The organism is Flavobacterium humidisoli, assembly GCF_023272795.1.
In the GTDB taxonomy this organism is placed as follows: Bacteria; Bacteroidota; Bacteroidia; order Flavobacteriales; family Flavobacteriaceae; genus Flavobacterium; species Flavobacterium humidisoli.
The window spans coordinates 1373745-1390656 of sequence record NZ_CP096829.1 but is presented as its reverse complement, the minus strand read 5'-3'; the positions used below and the strand labels follow the sequence as shown (position 1 = coordinate 1390656).

At 33.6% G+C, this 16912-nt stretch carries 13 protein-coding genes; 10 read left to right on the top strand and 3 right to left on the bottom strand.

Annotated elements, in window-relative coordinates; genetic code table 11:
- Positions 1–47: 47 nt before the first annotated feature.
- Positions 48–1601 carry an L-piperidine-6-carboxylate dehydrogenase gene (gene amaB, locus M0M44_RS06335; RefSeq protein ID WP_248729008.1) on the bottom strand — a complete coding sequence of 518 codons (1554 nt, stop codon included), beginning with the start codon at positions 1599–1601 and terminating at the stop codon, positions 48–50.
- A gap of 180 nt (positions 1602–1781) precedes the next feature.
- Here amaB and M0M44_RS06330 point away from each other — a divergent pair, with 180 nt between their 5' ends.
- Complete coding sequence (locus M0M44_RS06330; RefSeq protein WP_248729007.1) at positions 1782–2738, top strand: MBL fold metallo-hydrolase; 957 nt, start codon at positions 1782–1784, stop codon at positions 2736–2738.
- 117 nt (positions 2739–2855) lie between these two features.
- Here M0M44_RS06330 and M0M44_RS06325 read toward each other — a convergent pair whose 3' ends face one another.
- The gene (locus M0M44_RS06325) at positions 2856–3395 is read right to left on the bottom strand and encodes a 3-hydroxyanthranilate 3,4-dioxygenase (RefSeq protein WP_248729006.1); all 540 of its coding nucleotides are present in this window, start codon (positions 3393–3395) and stop codon (positions 2856–2858) included.
- Positions 3396–3518: 123 nt separating this feature from the next.
- A complete protein-coding gene (locus M0M44_RS06320; RefSeq protein ID WP_248729005.1) occupies positions 3519–4613 on the bottom strand; it encodes an endonuclease/exonuclease/phosphatase family protein in 1095 nt (364 codons plus the stop codon).
- Between the two features lie 128 nt (positions 4614–4741).
- On the opposite strand from M0M44_RS06320, the gene M0M44_RS06315 reads away from it, so the two are divergent.
- The 9 genes from M0M44_RS06315 (at position 4742) to M0M44_RS06275 (ending at position 16808) form a co-directional block, all read left to right on the top strand.
- The gene (locus M0M44_RS06315) at positions 4742–5818 is read left to right on the top strand and encodes a serine hydrolase domain-containing protein (protein ID WP_248729004.1); all 1077 of its coding nucleotides are present in this window, start codon (positions 4742–4744) and stop codon (positions 5816–5818) included.
- Positions 5819–5972: 154 nt separating this feature from the next.
- Positions 5973–6872 carry a S66 peptidase family protein gene (locus tag M0M44_RS06310; RefSeq protein WP_248729003.1) on the top strand — a complete coding sequence of 300 codons (900 nt, stop codon included), beginning with the start codon at positions 5973–5975 and terminating at the stop codon, positions 6870–6872.
- 145 nt (positions 6873–7017) lie between these two features.
- Positions 7018–7389 (top strand): YraN family protein, encoded by a 372-nt coding sequence (locus M0M44_RS06305; protein WP_248729002.1) that lies wholly within the window; start codon positions 7018–7020, stop codon positions 7387–7389.
- Between the two features lie 119 nt (positions 7390–7508).
- The gene (locus tag M0M44_RS06300) at positions 7509–8165 is read left to right on the top strand and encodes a hypothetical protein (RefSeq protein WP_008466087.1); all 657 of its coding nucleotides are present in this window, start codon (positions 7509–7511) and stop codon (positions 8163–8165) included.
- Between the two features lie 380 nt (positions 8166–8545).
- Positions 8546–9109 (top strand): RNA polymerase sigma factor, encoded by a 564-nt coding sequence (locus tag M0M44_RS06295; protein WP_248729001.1) that lies wholly within the window; start codon positions 8546–8548, stop codon positions 9107–9109.
- Positions 9110–9629: 520 nt separating this feature from the next.
- Positions 9630–10808: a FecR family protein gene (locus M0M44_RS06290; protein WP_248729000.1), complete on the top strand. Its 1179-nt coding sequence runs from the start codon at positions 9630–9632 to the stop codon at positions 10806–10808.
- A 191-nt stretch (positions 10809–10999) separates the two neighbouring features.
- A complete protein-coding gene (locus M0M44_RS06285; RefSeq protein ID WP_248728999.1) occupies positions 11000–14215 on the top strand; it encodes a TonB-dependent receptor in 3216 nt (1071 codons plus the stop codon).
- 8 nt (positions 14216–14223) lie between these two features.
- Positions 14224–15717 carry a RagB/SusD family nutrient uptake outer membrane protein gene (locus M0M44_RS06280; RefSeq protein ID WP_248728998.1) on the top strand — a complete coding sequence of 498 codons (1494 nt, stop codon included), beginning with the start codon at positions 14224–14226 and terminating at the stop codon, positions 15715–15717.
- A 14-nt stretch (positions 15718–15731) separates the two neighbouring features.
- Positions 15732–16808 carry a SusE domain-containing protein gene (locus M0M44_RS06275; RefSeq protein WP_248728997.1) on the top strand — a complete coding sequence of 359 codons (1077 nt, stop codon included), beginning with the start codon at positions 15732–15734 and terminating at the stop codon, positions 16806–16808.
- Positions 16809–16912: the final 104 nt, after the last annotated feature.

Sequence of the window (16912 nt, the reverse complement as noted above, 5' to 3'; positions counted from 1 at the left end):
AAAAGGCTTCCATTTGGAAGCCTTTTTTTCTTTATATATTAATGCAATTATAAATCAAATTTGATCCCTTGCGCCAATGGAAGATTCGTTGTATAATTGATTGTATTCGTTTGACGTCTCATATAAATTTTCCAAGCATCGGAACCTGATTCGCGTCCGCCTCCAGTTTCTTTTTCACCTCCGAAAGCACCTCCAATTTCTGCTCCAGACGTTCCAATATTAACATTAGCAATTCCGCAATCAGAACCTGTTGCAGATAAAAATCTTTCGGCTTCACGTAAATTATTCGTCATAATCGCAGAAGATAATCCTTGAGCAACTCCATTTTGAATTTCGATTGCATTTTCTACTTCACCAGAATATTTAATTAAATATAAAACTGGAGCAAATGTTTCGTGCTGGACAATTTCAAATGAATTTTCAGCTTCTGCAATTGCAGGCTTTACATAACAACCACTTTCGTAACCTTGACCAGAAAGTACTCCACCTTCTACCAAAATTTTTCCGCCTTCAGTCACTACTTTATTTAAAGCTGCTGCATACATTTCGACAGCATGAGTATCAATTAGTGGTCCAACATGATTATTTTCGTCCAGCGGATTTCCGATTCTTAATTGTTTATAAGCCGCAACTAGCGCGTCTTTTACTTTATCATAAATACTTTCATGAATAATCAATCTTCTAGTAGAAGTACAACGTTGTCCAGCTGTTCCAACAGCTCCAAAAACAGCTCCGATAACCGTCATTTTAATATCTGCATCTGGAGTAACAATAATAGCATTATTTCCTCCTAATTCTAATAATGATTTCCCTAGTCTTCCTGCAACAGTTTGTGCTACAATTTTTCCCATTCTAGTCGAACCAGTCGCAGAAATAAGCGGAATACGAGTGTCTGCAGTCAATAACTCCCCTATTTTGTAATCTCCGTTTATTAAGCACGAAATTCCTTCTGGAAGATTATTTTCTTTAATAACTTGAGCAATTATATTTTGGCAAGCAATACCACAAAGAGGTGTCTTTTCTGAAGGTTTCCAAACGCAAACATCTCCAGAGATCCATGCCAAAGCTGTGTTCCAAGACCAAACTGCAACCGGGAAATTAAATGCAGAAATAATTCCAACAATTCCTAACGGATGATATTGCTCGTACATACGGTGGCCTGGCCTTTCAGAATGCATTGTTAGACCGTGAAGCTGGCGTGATAAACCTACCGCAAAATCGCAAATATCAATCATTTCCTGTACTTCCCCATATCCTTCTTGCAATGATTTCCCCATTTCGTAAGAAACCAATTTACCAAGCGCTTCCTTATTTTGTCTCAATTTTTCCCCAAACTGACGTACAATTTCACCACGCTGAGGAGCAGGAATTAATCTAAAAGTTTTAAAAGCTTCTGCCGCAGTTTGAATTGTTTTTTCGTAATCTGCTGCTGTTGACATTTTGACCGAAGCAATTAATTTTCCGTCAACTGGCGAATAACTTTCTAAAATTTCTCCTGAAGAAAAATTATTAATTCCCGTTGATGTTCCTTCATTTATTGTCTTGATGCCCAATTTTTCAAGAGCTTCTTTCATTCCAAATTGCGATGCTATTGTTGTCATTGTAACTTTTTTGGTTAAAATTGTTATATTTTTATGTAAAGATATTATTTTAGAATTAATTTCTCATTGAACTTAATTCATAAATGAAAGTAAATTTAAGCTTATTTTATAGTATTAACAGAAACGAAACCTCAATATTGAATTTATTTAATAAAATTTGCAGTACTTAAAATTAAAATCATGACCCATTGCGTTAGGCTTCTGCTTTGTTTTCTTTTAGTTACAACCAATATATTTTCTCAAAAAGAAAAACCATCTTTTTCTGTAGTTCCTTTAGGAGTAATGGGCGGAATTGACGAAAAAAATCTTTCCTCCTATTTAATAGCTCCATCAAATACCACCGATTATATCTGCCTTGATGCCGGAACTGTAAATGCTGGTATTGAAAAAGCTATAGAAAAGAAAACTTTTAAAGTTTCCACAAATGAAGTTTTACGAAAATACATTAAAGGATATTTGATTTCTCATGCCCATTTAGATCATGTTTCAGGGTTGATCATCAATTCTCCTGCCGATTCTTCAAAGACGGTTTACGCTACTAATAAGTGCATGGAAATGATGGAAAATCATTATTTTAACGATCAGACTTGGGCAAATTTTGGAGACTCGGGACCTGGTTTTCCTTTAAAAAAATACCACTTTCAAACCTTAAATTTAGGCGAAGAAACTGCTTTAACGAATACTAAAATGACGGTTAAAGCATTTTCTCTAAGTCATGTTAATCCGTTTGAGAGCACTGCATTCTTAGTTAAAAGCAACAATGATTATGCTTTGTATTTGGGTGATACAGGACCAGATGAAGTAGAAAAAAGCAATAATCTTCGTGATTTATGGACAGTTGTTGCTCCATTGGTAAAGGCCAAACAATTGAAGGGAATTTTTATTGAAGTTTCTTTTCCAAATGAACAGCCAGATAAATTTTTGTTTGGTCATTTGACTCCGAATTATTTAATGAAAGAACTTCATGTTCTAGAAGAGTTGTCAGGAAAAGGTTCTCTTGAAAACTTTAAAATTATTATTACACATTTGAAACCTCCAACAAAGAATATTGCAAAGATTAAAGAGCAGCTAAAAGCTCAAAATGATTTAGGATTGAAGATTATTTATCCTGAACAGGGGAAGAAATTTGAGTTGTAATTTTATTTTGCCACTGATTCTAAGTATTATTTTTTTATAAATCCTAAACGAAGAACATAATTAAACCCGACAGGTTTCAAAAATCTGTCGGGTTTCGTTTTTCTATTAAATAAAATATTATTTCTTAGCCGTAAATCTAGAATCTGTTTCCATAACAGTTCCGCAATTATCACAAGTTCTTAATTCTTCTGAATTGTAAAAATGTTCAAAATGAGGAAGAAAGTCTTTTTCGATATTATGCAATTCAAAATATACTTCATATAATTTATGATTGCAGTTATCGCAATGCCAAAGCAAGCCATCTGTAAAACCTTGTCCTGCACGTTTTCTTTCGATCACAAGTCCGATAGAACCTTCTGAACGGACAGGAGAATGCGGCACTTTTGCAGGATGCAAATACATATCGCCTGCATTTAATTCCATTTCTTTACGCTGTCCATCTTCCTGAATGACAACCTTAATGCTTCCTTCCAACTGATAAAAAAGCTCTTCTGTTTCGTTATAATGATAATCTTTTCGTGCATTTGGACCTGCAACAATCATTACAATATAATCTCCAGAATCAACATAAAGATTTTTATTTCCAACAGGCGGTTTAAGTAAATGACGATTTTCGTCAATCCATTGCGTGAGGTTAAAAGGTTTTGCTATAGCCATTTTTTTAATACTAAATTATGAAAAGCTAAGTTAGTGAAATTGTAGAGACGCACCGCAGTGTGTGTATAGTTATGTAATTTAATTTCTGAAAAATGTTAGACGCACTGCAGTGCTTTTCTACCTTTAAAACTCTTTTATCAAATAAATATAAACCGGAAAATGATCACTAAAACCTGCTTCGCTGAGTGTATTCCGTAAAGGATAACCTTTATAAGCCCCAAAATTCTGAATAAGATAAGGCTTATTGAAAATACCTGCTTTCCAAAAATTAAAAGTCGAAAAATCGGCTTTAATTAAAGATTCTGTCATGATAATTTGATCAAAAATATTCCAAGAGTCCCGATAAGCAATAGTTCCTAAGCCTTTTTTAGCAAGCTCTTCAAACGGATTAAAAACATCAAATTCAGCTACTTCAGATTTTATTCCCTTAGCTCCTAACCCTGTTTTTATACTTTTATTAAATGGTCCATCATTAAAATCTCCCATTGTCAATACTTTTGCCTGCGGATTAATTTGCTGTAATGAATCGATAATTTTTCGGTTCAATTTTCCTGCGGCTTCACGAAATATCATTGTTGCTTTTTCTCCACCAGATCTGGACGGCCAGTGATTGACAATAATATGTATTTCTTCGCCTTCCAAAAATCCCGAAACCAAAAGCTGGTCTCTTGTAAAAACTCGATTTTTATCTTCTTTTTTTACTTCAATTTCGTCATCCAAAACTTCCTCTTCTTGCTCTTTTTTGATAATTTCTTTTTTATAAATAATTAAAGGAATATTCGAATAAGAAGTGGGTCTAAAATATTTTTTCTGATATAGCAAAGCCACATCGATTCCTCGTTTGTCTGGAGAATCAAAATGAATGATTCCTAAATCTAGTGGCAATAGCTTTGGTTCTTTTATTAAATCTTCTAGAACGCCACGATTTTCTATTTCAGCTCCACCAATTAAGGTTGGCGCATTTGAATTTTCGGGCATTCCTATTTCAGAAATAACCCTTGCTAAGTTTTTTAATTTCTGCTGGTATTTTTCTGTTGTCCAACGTTGTGCTCCATTTGGCGTCCATTCGTCATCATTTGTAAATTCATCATTTACCGTGTCGTAAAGATTTTCAAAATTGTAAAAAGCTATGGTGTGGATTTTGTATTTTTTGGGTTGGCTAAATAGAACGGTCAACGAAAAAAGAAAAATCGAACAGAATTTATATTTTAACGGCATAGAGAAGATTTTTTAAAAAGACAAAATTAATTATTTTGTAAGATTTTTACTTAAATTAAATTTAAAATATTAGATTTGTTTCTAACAAAAGTCTTGTATATTGCTCCAAAAATCTGATAATTTATAACATGAAAAAAATACTGTTTTTTGCTTTATTCTTGAGCTTTATAAATCCATTTTACGGGCAAAAAAATGGTTCTCGAGCAGAGGAAATCAGAAAACAATATAAAATTCCAGAATTGGCGTATGCAGTTGTTTCTTCAGATTCTGTTCTTGAAATTGAGGTTTTAGGATTTCAGCGTTATAAGTCTTCTCATAAAGCAAAAATTAATGATATTTTTCGTTTAGGATCCATCACAAAAACAATCACAAGTTATATTGCAACGACTTTAGTTAAAGAAGGAAAAATAAAGTGGAATACCAAATTTTTTGACTTATATCCTGAATTAAAAGCAGAAAGTAATCCAGAAATTTATAATGTAACCTTGCAAGATTTCTTGACATTTAGAGCACCAATTCCGACTTGGTCTTACGGAAATGAAACTCCAAATCAACAAGAAATTAAAGGAAATAATCAAGAACAGCGTTATGAATTTATAAGCTGGTTTTTTAAGCAAAAACAAATTGTTTCTGAAAAACAAGAATGGTATGGTTCCAATCCCAGTTTTGTTGCTGCAGGCTTAATGCTCGAGAAAGCAACTGGAAAAAGTTATGAAAGTTTAGTGCAAGAATTGGGTAAAAAGCTAAATATTAACTTCGGTTTTGGACAGCCAAACGTTACTGATATAAACCAGCCTTGGGGACATGATGAAAATTTGAAGCCTGAAAAATCATTAGTGAATTATAAATTAAATTGGCTTTCCTCGGCAGGAAATATCAATGTCAATCTTCCTGATTTTTGCAAATTTACGCAGATGCAATTACAAGGTCTCTTAGGAAAATCAAAAGTACTATCTGAAGAAGAATTTAATAAAATGCATTTTGGTTTTCCAGAATTTTCTTTTGGATGGTATTCTGAAATAAATGAAAAATCGGGCCTAAAATATTCTTTTCACTACGGAAATCCAGGAACATTTTTAACCAAAGTGTATATTTGCAAAGACATCGATAAAGCTTTTATCTTATTTGCCAATGTGCAGTCTGAAGAAGCTGACAAAGGTTTGATGTTGTTTTTGGCTGAGCTGCAAAAACAATATGGAGGTTAAATTATTAAACCTTAAAGATTAATTTTATAATTTTAAGCAAAAGAAAAAAATGAATAAAAACTGCTTTCACTATATAAAGAAACACTTTGTCTTTTGTAAACTCGCATTTCTTATTTTTGCTTTGCAATCATTCAACTGTCAATCTCAACAAAACATGATAACACCACCTTATTTACAAAAAGGAGATACTGTCGCTCTTTTGGCAACAGCAAGAAAAAACATTGATGACAATTTAAAACCAACAATAGATTTATTGCATAGTTGGGGTTTAGAAGCCGTAATTGGATCTACAATTGGATTAGATTATCATCAATTGGCTGGAACAGATGAGCAAAGAGCTGCTGATTTTCAAAAGCAATTAGACAATCCGAATATTAAAGCAATCTGGTGTGTACGAGGCGGGTACGGAACTGTTAGAATGTTAGACTTATTAGATTTTACCAAATTCAAACAGCATCCAAAATGGGTTATTGGTTTTAGCGATGTAACGGTTCTTCATAATCATTTGAATACGATGGGTTACAAATCTATTCATGGCATTATGCCGGTAACAGTTCCAAGAGCGACTCCAGATGCGGTAAGCTCGTTAAAAGCCGCTTTATTTAACGAACCTATTTCCTACTCTATCAGTCCAACTCCCATGAATCGTTTCGGAAGTGCAACTGGAGAATTAGTAGGCGGTAATTTATCTATTTTATATAGTTTATTAGGATCACCATCGGCAATTGACTGCAAGGATAAAATTTTATTTATTGAAGATTTAGACGAATATCTGTATCATATAGACCGTATGATGATGAATCTAAGACGTAACGGATGTATCGAAAATCTAAAAGGAATTATCATTGGCGGAATGACAAGCATGAAAGACAATGAAGTGCCTTGGGGAAAAAATGCCCTAGAAATTATTGATGATGTAACGAAAAAATACAATATTCCCGTAATTTTTAATTTCCCAGCCGGCCATATTAGAGACAACAGAGCTTTAATTATGGGAAATACTGTTTCTATAGAAGTTACTGCTTCTGGAAGTACGGTTACTTTTAAAAGGTAATATCGCATTGCTTATGATTTAAGCGAATCTAACAATACCACATAAAATCTCGCACAAACGCGAAGTCGCAAAGTTTTAATATTCTTGGTGACTTCGCGTCTTTGCGTGCAAAAACTTGAAACTTGAAACTTGAAACAAAAAAAACATGGCAGAACATAACGATTTAGGAAAATTAGGAGAAGATCTAGCTGCAGCACATCTTGAAGAAAATGGATATTCAATTATAGAACGAAACTTTGTTATACAAAAGGCAGAAATAGATATAATTGCACAAAAAGGTAATGTTTTGGCAATTGTTGAAGTTAAAACTCGTTCAAGTTTAGATTTTGGTTCTCCGCAAGATTTTGTGAAGTCCAAAAAAATTCAATTACTCATTAAGGCAGTAAATGCCTACATAAACGATAGGGAAAAGGATTTTCAGGAAGATTTAGAAATCCGTTTTGACATCGTTGCCGTCCATAAAAACGGGGAATCATTTGCAATTGAACATCTTACCGACGCTTTTTATCACTTTTAACATATTTTTTTATTGTTATAATTGTAACAATTTGTTTTTTTATTTATATTTGCAAAGAATTATAACATCGCAATGTTAAATTAACTACCAACTCAACTGTTACCAAAAAAAAAAGAATTATGAAAACTGTTTCTTCTATTGTAGAAAACTACATTAAAACAAAACCATTTTTATTAAATGCCCTGTCGCTCGGAATTATTAACCTAACTTCACTTTCGCGAAATATTATGACCGAATTAGAAAGTGAGTTTGGCAAAGAAGTTAAACAAGGCGCTGTTGTAATGTCTTTAAAACGACTAACGGAAGAACTAGATTTTAAACTAAACCACAAAATCAATAAAGTAATTAAGAATATAGGTGAAATCACAGTTCGTTCGGAACTTACCGATTACACTTTTGCTGCATCTGAAACTGTCTTAAACAAACAAGCAGATTTGATCTCTGATATTAATGCTCTATCTGATATTTTTTACACCTCATCTCGTGGAGTAAATGAAACGAATATCGTAGTGAGCAGTAGTGTAAATCACTTGGTTGAGAAACACTTTATGAGAGAAAAATTAATCCAAAAATTAGATAATTTAGCTTCGATTACTGTAAAATTACCAAAAGAAAATATTGTTGTTCCTGGTATCTACTATTTCATTTTCCAGCGTTTGGCCTGGGAAGGAATCATTATCAATGAGGTAATCTCTACTTCAAATGAATTTACAATCTTAGTTGGAGAAGATCAAGTTGATGTAGCTTTTAAAGTAATTAAAGACCTGAAAAACTAATTCGTAAAATAGATCAAATTAGAATTTATAAATAACAAAATCCTTTTGTCTTTTCTTTTAAAGATGAAAGGATTTTTCTTTTGAAATAAATCGAAATAAAAGCTCGAATTCCATATTTCTGAAATAAGAATATTCTCAAAAGACAAATTCACAATCAAAATTTATTTATCAATAGCGTCAAAATAACACTTACGAGCGTAACCGCGACTTAACAAGAGTTTTTATGTCTTTCTTTAAAAAACTAACAAAAAATCCGAATTAAGTTTTTTTATATATAATTTGTTGCGAATAATATTTTTATATATTTGCGAAGAAGTCAGACATCAGACCTCGCATTTTGATAGTTTAATACCACTGGAATTAAATAAACGCAAATTAAATTGTTAGAAGCGGCCAACCATAGTGAAAAATTATTGGTAAGTGAACTCAAAAAAGGAAACGAAAAAGCCTTTCGCCAACTTTTTGATATGTACCGCCAAGATATTTATGGATACAGCGTTAGTCTTCTTAAATCAAAAGAAGCTGCTGAGGAAAATGTTCAGGATGTTTTTATGAAAGTCTGGCTCAATCGCGAAAGTTTGAATGTAGATCAATCTTTTAAAGCCTACATTTTTACCATTGCCAGAAATCAGGCTTTCAATGTTTTGAATAAGGCTGCGAATGAAATTTTATTGAAAGAAGCCGTTTTCTACGAAAGTCAGAAATCACATGAATACGGAGATTATGCGGTTCGGGAAGCCGATTGCAAAAAACTTCGAAAACAAGCTATAAAACAGCTCCCGCCCAAACGACGGCAGATTTTCAAAATGTCGCGAAAGAAAGGAATGAGCTATGAAGAAATAAGCGAGGAACTCGGAATCTCGATAAACACAGTCCGGAACCAAATGAGTAAAGCGCTCGAATCGATGCGCGGTTTTTTTCAACTTCACGATGAAATTATCTAACCAAAACCACAAATATTACCCTTAAAATCACTCTTCGGAGTGATTTTTTTTTGATTAAAACTTTTGATCTTTTTTAGCCACAGATTAAAGGATTTCCACTGATTAAAATCCCTTTTTAATACTTTAATCTGTGGTTAAAAAAATCAATTGCCTCCTGCTTTAGCTGGAGGTTTATAGGGAAACCGCACGAAAGGCTTTAGCCAAACTATTTATTTTGGCTAAAGCCTATCATTATGAAACATTTTATGACCTCCAGTTAAAACTGGTGGCAATTAAATAAACTTTAGCACTTCTAAGCTTGGCTATAAATTTTATTCTTTGTGGAAATTCTTCTAGATGACAAAAACTGGTTAATCATTAATTATTTAAAAAATAACATCTTTCCAAATCATTAAAAATCAGACACATAAAAACAAAAAGACTGTTTTAAATGTTAAAATTTAAAAATTTATAACGTTTGAGTAGTACTCGACTTCACTTCAGCTGTATTATAGAAACACAGGACCTAAAAACATTCTTAATGAATTCAAATTCTGAAATAAAAACGCTTTTAGAGAAATTTATTTTAAATCAATGTACTGCCGAAGAAACAGAAGAAGTTATTGCCTATTGTCGCAATAATAAGCTAACTGATGATTTTCCGACAGTAGAAGAAGTGAAAATTCTTTTAGGCGAAATGCCAAAAATGGACGAACAAAAAGCTAATTCCATTTTCGACAATATTTTATCTGCCGCAAAAGAACAAGAAACAGTAATAGAATTACAGCCAAGAAAATCTAATTATAGAAAATATATTTCTATTGCGGCTTCTGTCTTAGTTCTTTTGGGTGTTGGTTTTGCTTACAAACAAGGCTTTTTTGCTAAGAGCGCAGAAGTTCCATTCGATTTTAAAAGTTCGGACATTGTGCTTCAAATGGAAGATGGAAGTGTTCAGGTTATTTCTGAAAATGGAAAAGTTCAGGTTCATGATAAAAAAGGAAATATTATTGGAAATCAAAACGGCGATAAATTAGTTTACGAAAAACAAACCGATTCTGATAAATTGGCTTACAACACACTTAAAATTCCATTTGGCAAAAAATTTCGTCTGCAATTATCTGACGGAACTATGGTTCATTTAAACGCTGGAACAACTTTAAAATATCCTGTAAAATTTATTGCTGGAGAAAATCGTCAGGTTTATCTAGACGGAGAAGCTTTTTTTGATGTCGCAAAAGATAAAAAACATCCTTTTATTGTAAATGCTGATGCACTGAATGTACGTGTTTTAGGAACACATTTTAATGTTTCAAATTATCCGGAAGATGCTGTTACCGATGTAGTTTTGGTTGAAGGTTCTGTTGGAATGTACCGTTCAAACGAGGAATTTGATGCTTCTAAAAACACTATTTTAAAACCTGGCTATAAAGGAAGTTTCAATAAAGAAAATGCTTCGATTTTTACAAAATCGGTTCTTACTGAGATTTATACTTCTTGGATTGATGGCGGACTGACTTTTAGAAACATGACTTTCAAAAACATTATTACCAAATTAGAAAGACGCTATAACGTAACGATCATTAATAAAAACGAAAAACTGGCTAACGAGAAGTTTAATGCCAGCTTTAAAGAAGAATCAATCGAGAATGTGATGAGCTATTTTAATGATGTTCATGGCATTAATTACACAATAAAAAACAATCAAATACTAATTAAATAACCACTAAAACCAATAAAAATATATGATGAGATAACATTACGGGAATAAAAAAATCGGAAAGAGCTGCGAACAATTTCCGATTAACTAAGTGATTGAATATAACGAATTAACTACAATCAATTAACAAAATTATGAAAAAAAAATCTAAGAATAATGGGTTTCTATACTCATTGTTCCAAAATGACCTAAAATTGAAATTAACTACACTACTTATTTTGGTCGCCATGTTTAATATCAAAGCAAGTACTTATGCTCAAAAAACAAAAGTTACCCTTGAATTAAACAATTCAACAATCGAAAAGGTTATTGAGACCATTGAGCAAAAAACAGATTTTAGATTTATTTACAAAATGAGTGATGTCGACTTAGATCGAACGGTTTCTATTTCTGTAAAAGAACAATCGATTTATACTGTTTTAGATAAAATTTTTAAAGGAACCCCAACCGAATTTAAAATTCGAGACACACAGATTATCCTTAAAAAACCAGAATTTAAATCGCAAAATATTCAAGATGAAAAAGAAACTATTTCTGGAATTATTACCGACGAAAATGGTGCTCCGCTTCCTGGAGCTTCTATCATCGAAGAAGGCACAAAAAATAGTGTGGTAACCGATTTTGATGGTAAATTTAAATTTACTGTCGAAAGCAGTTCATCTATTATCGTAGTAAGTTTTGTAGGGTATAAAACTAAAAAAGTTCCTGCTGGAAATGGCGTTTTAAATATTCAATTGGAACCAGATGCTACCAACTTACAAGAGGTTGTTTTAGTGGGTTACGGTTCTGTTTCTAAAAAGGATGTAACGGGTGCCGTTTCTTCTATTGCTGCAAAAGACATGAATCAAGGTCCAATAGTAAATCCGCTGCAATTAATTTCTGGAAAAGCGGCAGGTGTAAATATTAACCAGATTGGAAGTGAACCAGGCTCTGGACCAAGTGTACGTATTCGTGGAGTAAGTTCTTTAATTGGCGGAAGCGACCCTTTGGTGGTAGTAGATGGAATTCAGGGAAACTTAGATTTATTAAATTCTATACCTCCAACTGAAATTGCGTCTATTGATATTTTGAAAGATGCTTCGGCAACTGCCATTTATGGATCTAGAGGAGCGCCGGGAGTTATCATTGTAACTACTAAAACCAACAAATCAGGAAAAACAACTTTTGAATATGTAGGTTCTTCTTCTATCGATTTTATTCCAAAAAAATTGGATTTCCTAAATGCTGACCAATGGTGGGCGGCAGCGCAAAGTGTGGGAGTTCCGGCATCTGCAAATCACGGCGCAAACACAGATTGGTACGGAATTTTAACACAAACAGGATTTACACAAACTCATACACTTTCGTTTGGTGGAGGCAGTGATAAATTTAGTTACCACGGGTCTCTGAGTGCTATTTTGCAAGATGGTGTTGTAATTAACTCTAGTAATAAAAAATATATTGCAAGATTACAAGCGACTCAAAAAGCATTGGATGATAAATTGACTCTAAATTATACTTTAACTAACGGAATTAGCAATACTCAAAGTAGCGTACAAAGTATTGGTAGAGTAAATCAGGTTTCGAATTTAATTTCTCAAGCTTATCAAATGCGTCCGACTGATCCTGTGTTTCAAGCAGACGGAACAACTTATTATACAGATCCTAACTTATTTCAATATTTGAATCCTTATGCGGCTCAACAAGAAATTACAAACGAGGGAAAATATGATAATTTATTTGGAAGCCTTAAAGCAGATTTAGATATCGTTGATGGTTTGCAGGCAGGTTGGTTTGGAAGCTGGAGAAAAGCTAATAATTCAATTGGTTTTTATAATCCGGCAAAATCTACAGATGCAAACGCAATTAACCAAAAAGGTTTTGGAAACATTAATAATACTCGCCAAGAAGAGAAGTTAATGGATATTAGTTTGAATTACAAAAAAACATTTGGTGTTCACTCAATCAATGCCTTAGGTCTTTACGAATGGCAATACCAAAGCAAGCAAGAAAATTATTCTCAAGTAAGAGGTTTTGTTAATGATTTAGCAACTTACAATAACCTTCAATTAGGTGATATTAGTAAAGCTCTGCCTGGAGATATTAAATCCTCTAAAAATGACAGAACTCTAGTTTCTTTTTTAGGAAGAGTAAATTATTCTTTATTAGACCGTTATTTGGTTACAGCAAGTATCAGACGTGATGGATCTTCTGTGTTTGGAGAAAACAATAAATGGGGTAATTTCCCATCTGCTTCAGTCGCTTGGCAAATTGCAAAAGAATCGTTTATGGCTAATCAATCTGTGGTCAATGATTTGAAATTACGTGTAGGTTATGGCGTTACTGGTAATCAGCAAGGTTTACAGCCTCAAGGATCAATTTCTTTAGTAGGTCCTGCAGGAACTACTTATTTTGGAGGTTCTCAGATTTCAAATTACAAAATTACTCAAAATGCTAATCCTGATTTGAAATGGGAAACTAAAAAACAAACTAATATTGGTCTTGATTTTGGCTTAATTAATAACAGATTGAGAGGTACAGTTGACTTATATACTGCTACAACTGACAATTTATTATTCAATTATACCGTTTCTCTGCCGCCTTACCAATACGAACAAATTCAAGCCAATATTGGTAGTCTAAGAAATGAAGGTGTCGAGTTTGCTTTAGCATATGATGTAATTAGCAATGAAAATACAACTTTAACTTTGGCTGGAAATGTATCTTTTATGCGTAATGAGGTTCTTAAGTTAAACGGAGAAATTAATGGTGTACCATTGAAAACAAACTATATAGATTGGGGTGCGCCAAATTCTTACTTAATAGAAGGACAGCCAATTGGTACATTTAACATTTTACAACACGAAGGAAAAAATGCTGCTAACGCTGAAACAGTTGTAGATCAAAATGGTGACGGAAATTTCGATCAAAGTAATACGAGTGCAGATCGTGTAATGCAAGGTTCAGCTTTACCAACTTATACTTTTGCTTTCAATCCAACTTTGAGATATAAAAAGTTTGACGCTTCTTTCTTAGTAAGAGGTTCTGGAGGAAATAAAATTTACAATACAGTAAATCAACGTTCAAGCTATATGGAAAACATTGGAAAAAGTAATGTTTTAGAAAGCGCTGTTGACTTAGGCATTTTCACCTCTCAATATTCCTCAAATTTATGGTTAGAAGACGGTTCTTTTGTTCGTTTAGAAAACGTTACAGCAGGATACAATTTTAGTTTTAAAGATCGATTTATAGAGTCAATTAGACTTTCTCTTACTGGAAACAACCTATTCCTTATCACAAAATATTCAGGTATTGATCCTGAAATTAACTTAAGTGGTAGCGGTGACGTAAATGATTATTTTGGAGGTGATAGAGGAATTTATCCTCGTACCAGAAGCATTTCGTTTGGTGTAAATGTTAAATTTAAATAGTAAAAGAAATGAAATTAAAAAATATATTTATAGCAGGAAGCATCTGTTTCTTTGCTCTTACAGCTTGCACTGATCTTGATGAAAATGTGTATGACAAATATCCTGCTTCAGATTTTTATGGATCTCCTCAAGGAGCAGATATCGCTTTAGCTGGTGTATACGGACAAATTCCTGGTAACTGGAATGGAGTTGGTTATGCCGGCGCAGATTTGGGTTGGTACGACTTAAACTCAATGTGTGTCGATGATCAGGTTATTCCTCATAGAAATACAGGTGACTGGTCTACTGAATTTGCAATTTTATTTAAACACCAGTGGCTGCCAACAGACGAAGTAGTTAGAAATACTTGGAACTGGTTATATGTATCCGTTTTCAATGCAAACCTTGCAATAAAACTATTGGAAGACTCTAAAGCTGATGCATCAAAAATTGCTGAAGCAAAAGTTTTAAGAGCTTTTTTCTATTATTTATTAATTGATGATTTTGGAAATGTGCCATTTTACACAGACAACAATATTACTGTTGATAAAATACCACAAGCAAGTCGTAAAGAAGTATTTGATTTCGTAGTTTCTGAATTAAAGGCAAATATTGATTTATTACCTGGTACTAAGGGTGGAGAATTTTACGGCAGATTCAACAAATGGGCTGGGTATACTTTGCTAGCTAAAGTATACCTGAATGCAGGCGTTTTAACTGGAACTCCAAAATGGGAAGAATGTTTAGCCTCTTGTAATGTTGTAAATGGCGGAGGGTTTTCATTACATCCTGCTCTTTCAGATGCTTCAAGTCCATTAGGAAATAAATACTATGAATTGTTTGGAGATGTTAATCCGCAAGATGAGACCATTTTATCTATTTATACTACCGTAGATGTTGTAGGCCGTAATATTTTTACTGTACGCAGCTTAATTGGACCACATGCTAATGCTCTATTTGGTTACAGTGGTTGGAACGGATCTGTTGTCCCAAAAGATTTTTACCTAAAGTATGACGATAAAGATATTCGTAAAAAACAATTTCTGTTAGGACCTCAACCAGGTAACGTAAATTATACACTAGACATAGCTTCATTAGATAATCCGGGAGCAGGTGCTCAAGAAGGTGTTAGAAATGTTAAATTTTATCCTGCAGGTTCAATGAACGGTGGCGGAGCTTCAAATGATTTTCCAATTTACAGATATGCCGATGTTATGTTAATGACAGCTGAATGTAATGTTCGTTTGGGGAATCCTGGAGCAGCGAAACCTTTAGTTGATGCTATTAGAACTCGTGCTGGTCTTGCTGCTTTAGCTTCAAACCCAACTCTTGATGATATTTTTGATGAAAGAGGACGTGAATTAAATTGGGAAGGACATCGTAGAGAAGACATGATTCGTTTTGATAAATTTTTGTTGCCAAATGAATTCAGAGGCGCTTCAGAAGAATATAGAAAAATATTCCCTATCCCAACTTCAGCTTTAAATGCAAATCCAGGACTTAAACAAAATCCAGGTTACTAAAACAGCTAAATAATATGAAAAAATATATAAATAAATTCGCAACATTACTTGCATTAGTAATGGTGGTTACCTCTTGTGAATCTGACGCAGAATTAACCGTTTTAAAATCGGTTAGTTTCCCTGCAGCCATTACATCTTCTGCAAGCAAAATTGTACTTACAGAAGATACAGCCGACGAAACTGCAACAACTATTTCTTGGTCTGATGTTGCTTTCCCGATTGAAGCTCCCGTTTTATATACGGTTCAGTTTGATTTGCCAGCAAATACTTCTGGTAATAAGGCATGGTTAAATGCTAAAGTGTTTGAAGCAGGAAACGATGTTTTGAGTAAATCTTTTACTGTTCGTGATTTGAATAAAATTGCAACCGATTTAGGAATCCAGCCAAACGCAGACGGAAAATTAGCTGTAAGAGTCGTGGCTGCCATGGATAGAAATATTTATTCAGAACCTATTGAGATAACGGTAACTCCTTATGAAAAAGCAGTTGTTTTTGGCGAAATTTATATGCCTGGTGATTATCAAGGTTGGGCGGTCGAAACTGCTGCAGCTTTAACAGCAATAGAAAAAGGAGTCTATCAAGGATACATGACTGCTGAAGGTACTGCATTAGCATTCAAATTAAATACAGCCAGAACTTGGGCTGAATTTTATGGTGCTGGTGCTACTAATGAAGATTTAGTTAGAATGGATGATGACAATTTGTTTCTTCCAAGTGCAGGTTCGTACCAAATTAAAGTAAATTTGAACTCGCTAAAATGGTCTGCAACTGCTTATGCATGGGGAATTGTCGGAACTTCTCAAGCGGGAGGATGGGACAACAGCACACCAATGAGCTATGATCATCAAACTAAAACATGGAAAGTAACAGCAGACTTAGTTCCTGGAGCATTGAAATTCAGATTGAACAACAAATGGGATGTAAATTATGGCCCTGCTGATGAGTCTAAAAATGTTATTACTAAAGATAATGCAGGTGCTTACACCATTTCTGAGGCAGGAACCTATGAAGTTACCTTCACGATTGATGAAACCGATCCAAACACAAATGGCTATCCTGCAACAGCAACTTGCACTATAGTTAAAAAATAATCTAGCACATTCATACTCGTTAGATTAGTTTTGAGTGATACCTGCCTTTCTGAGCAAAAGGCAGGTTATCTAAAAAAAATGCTTGCTCAAACCTATCCAATTTA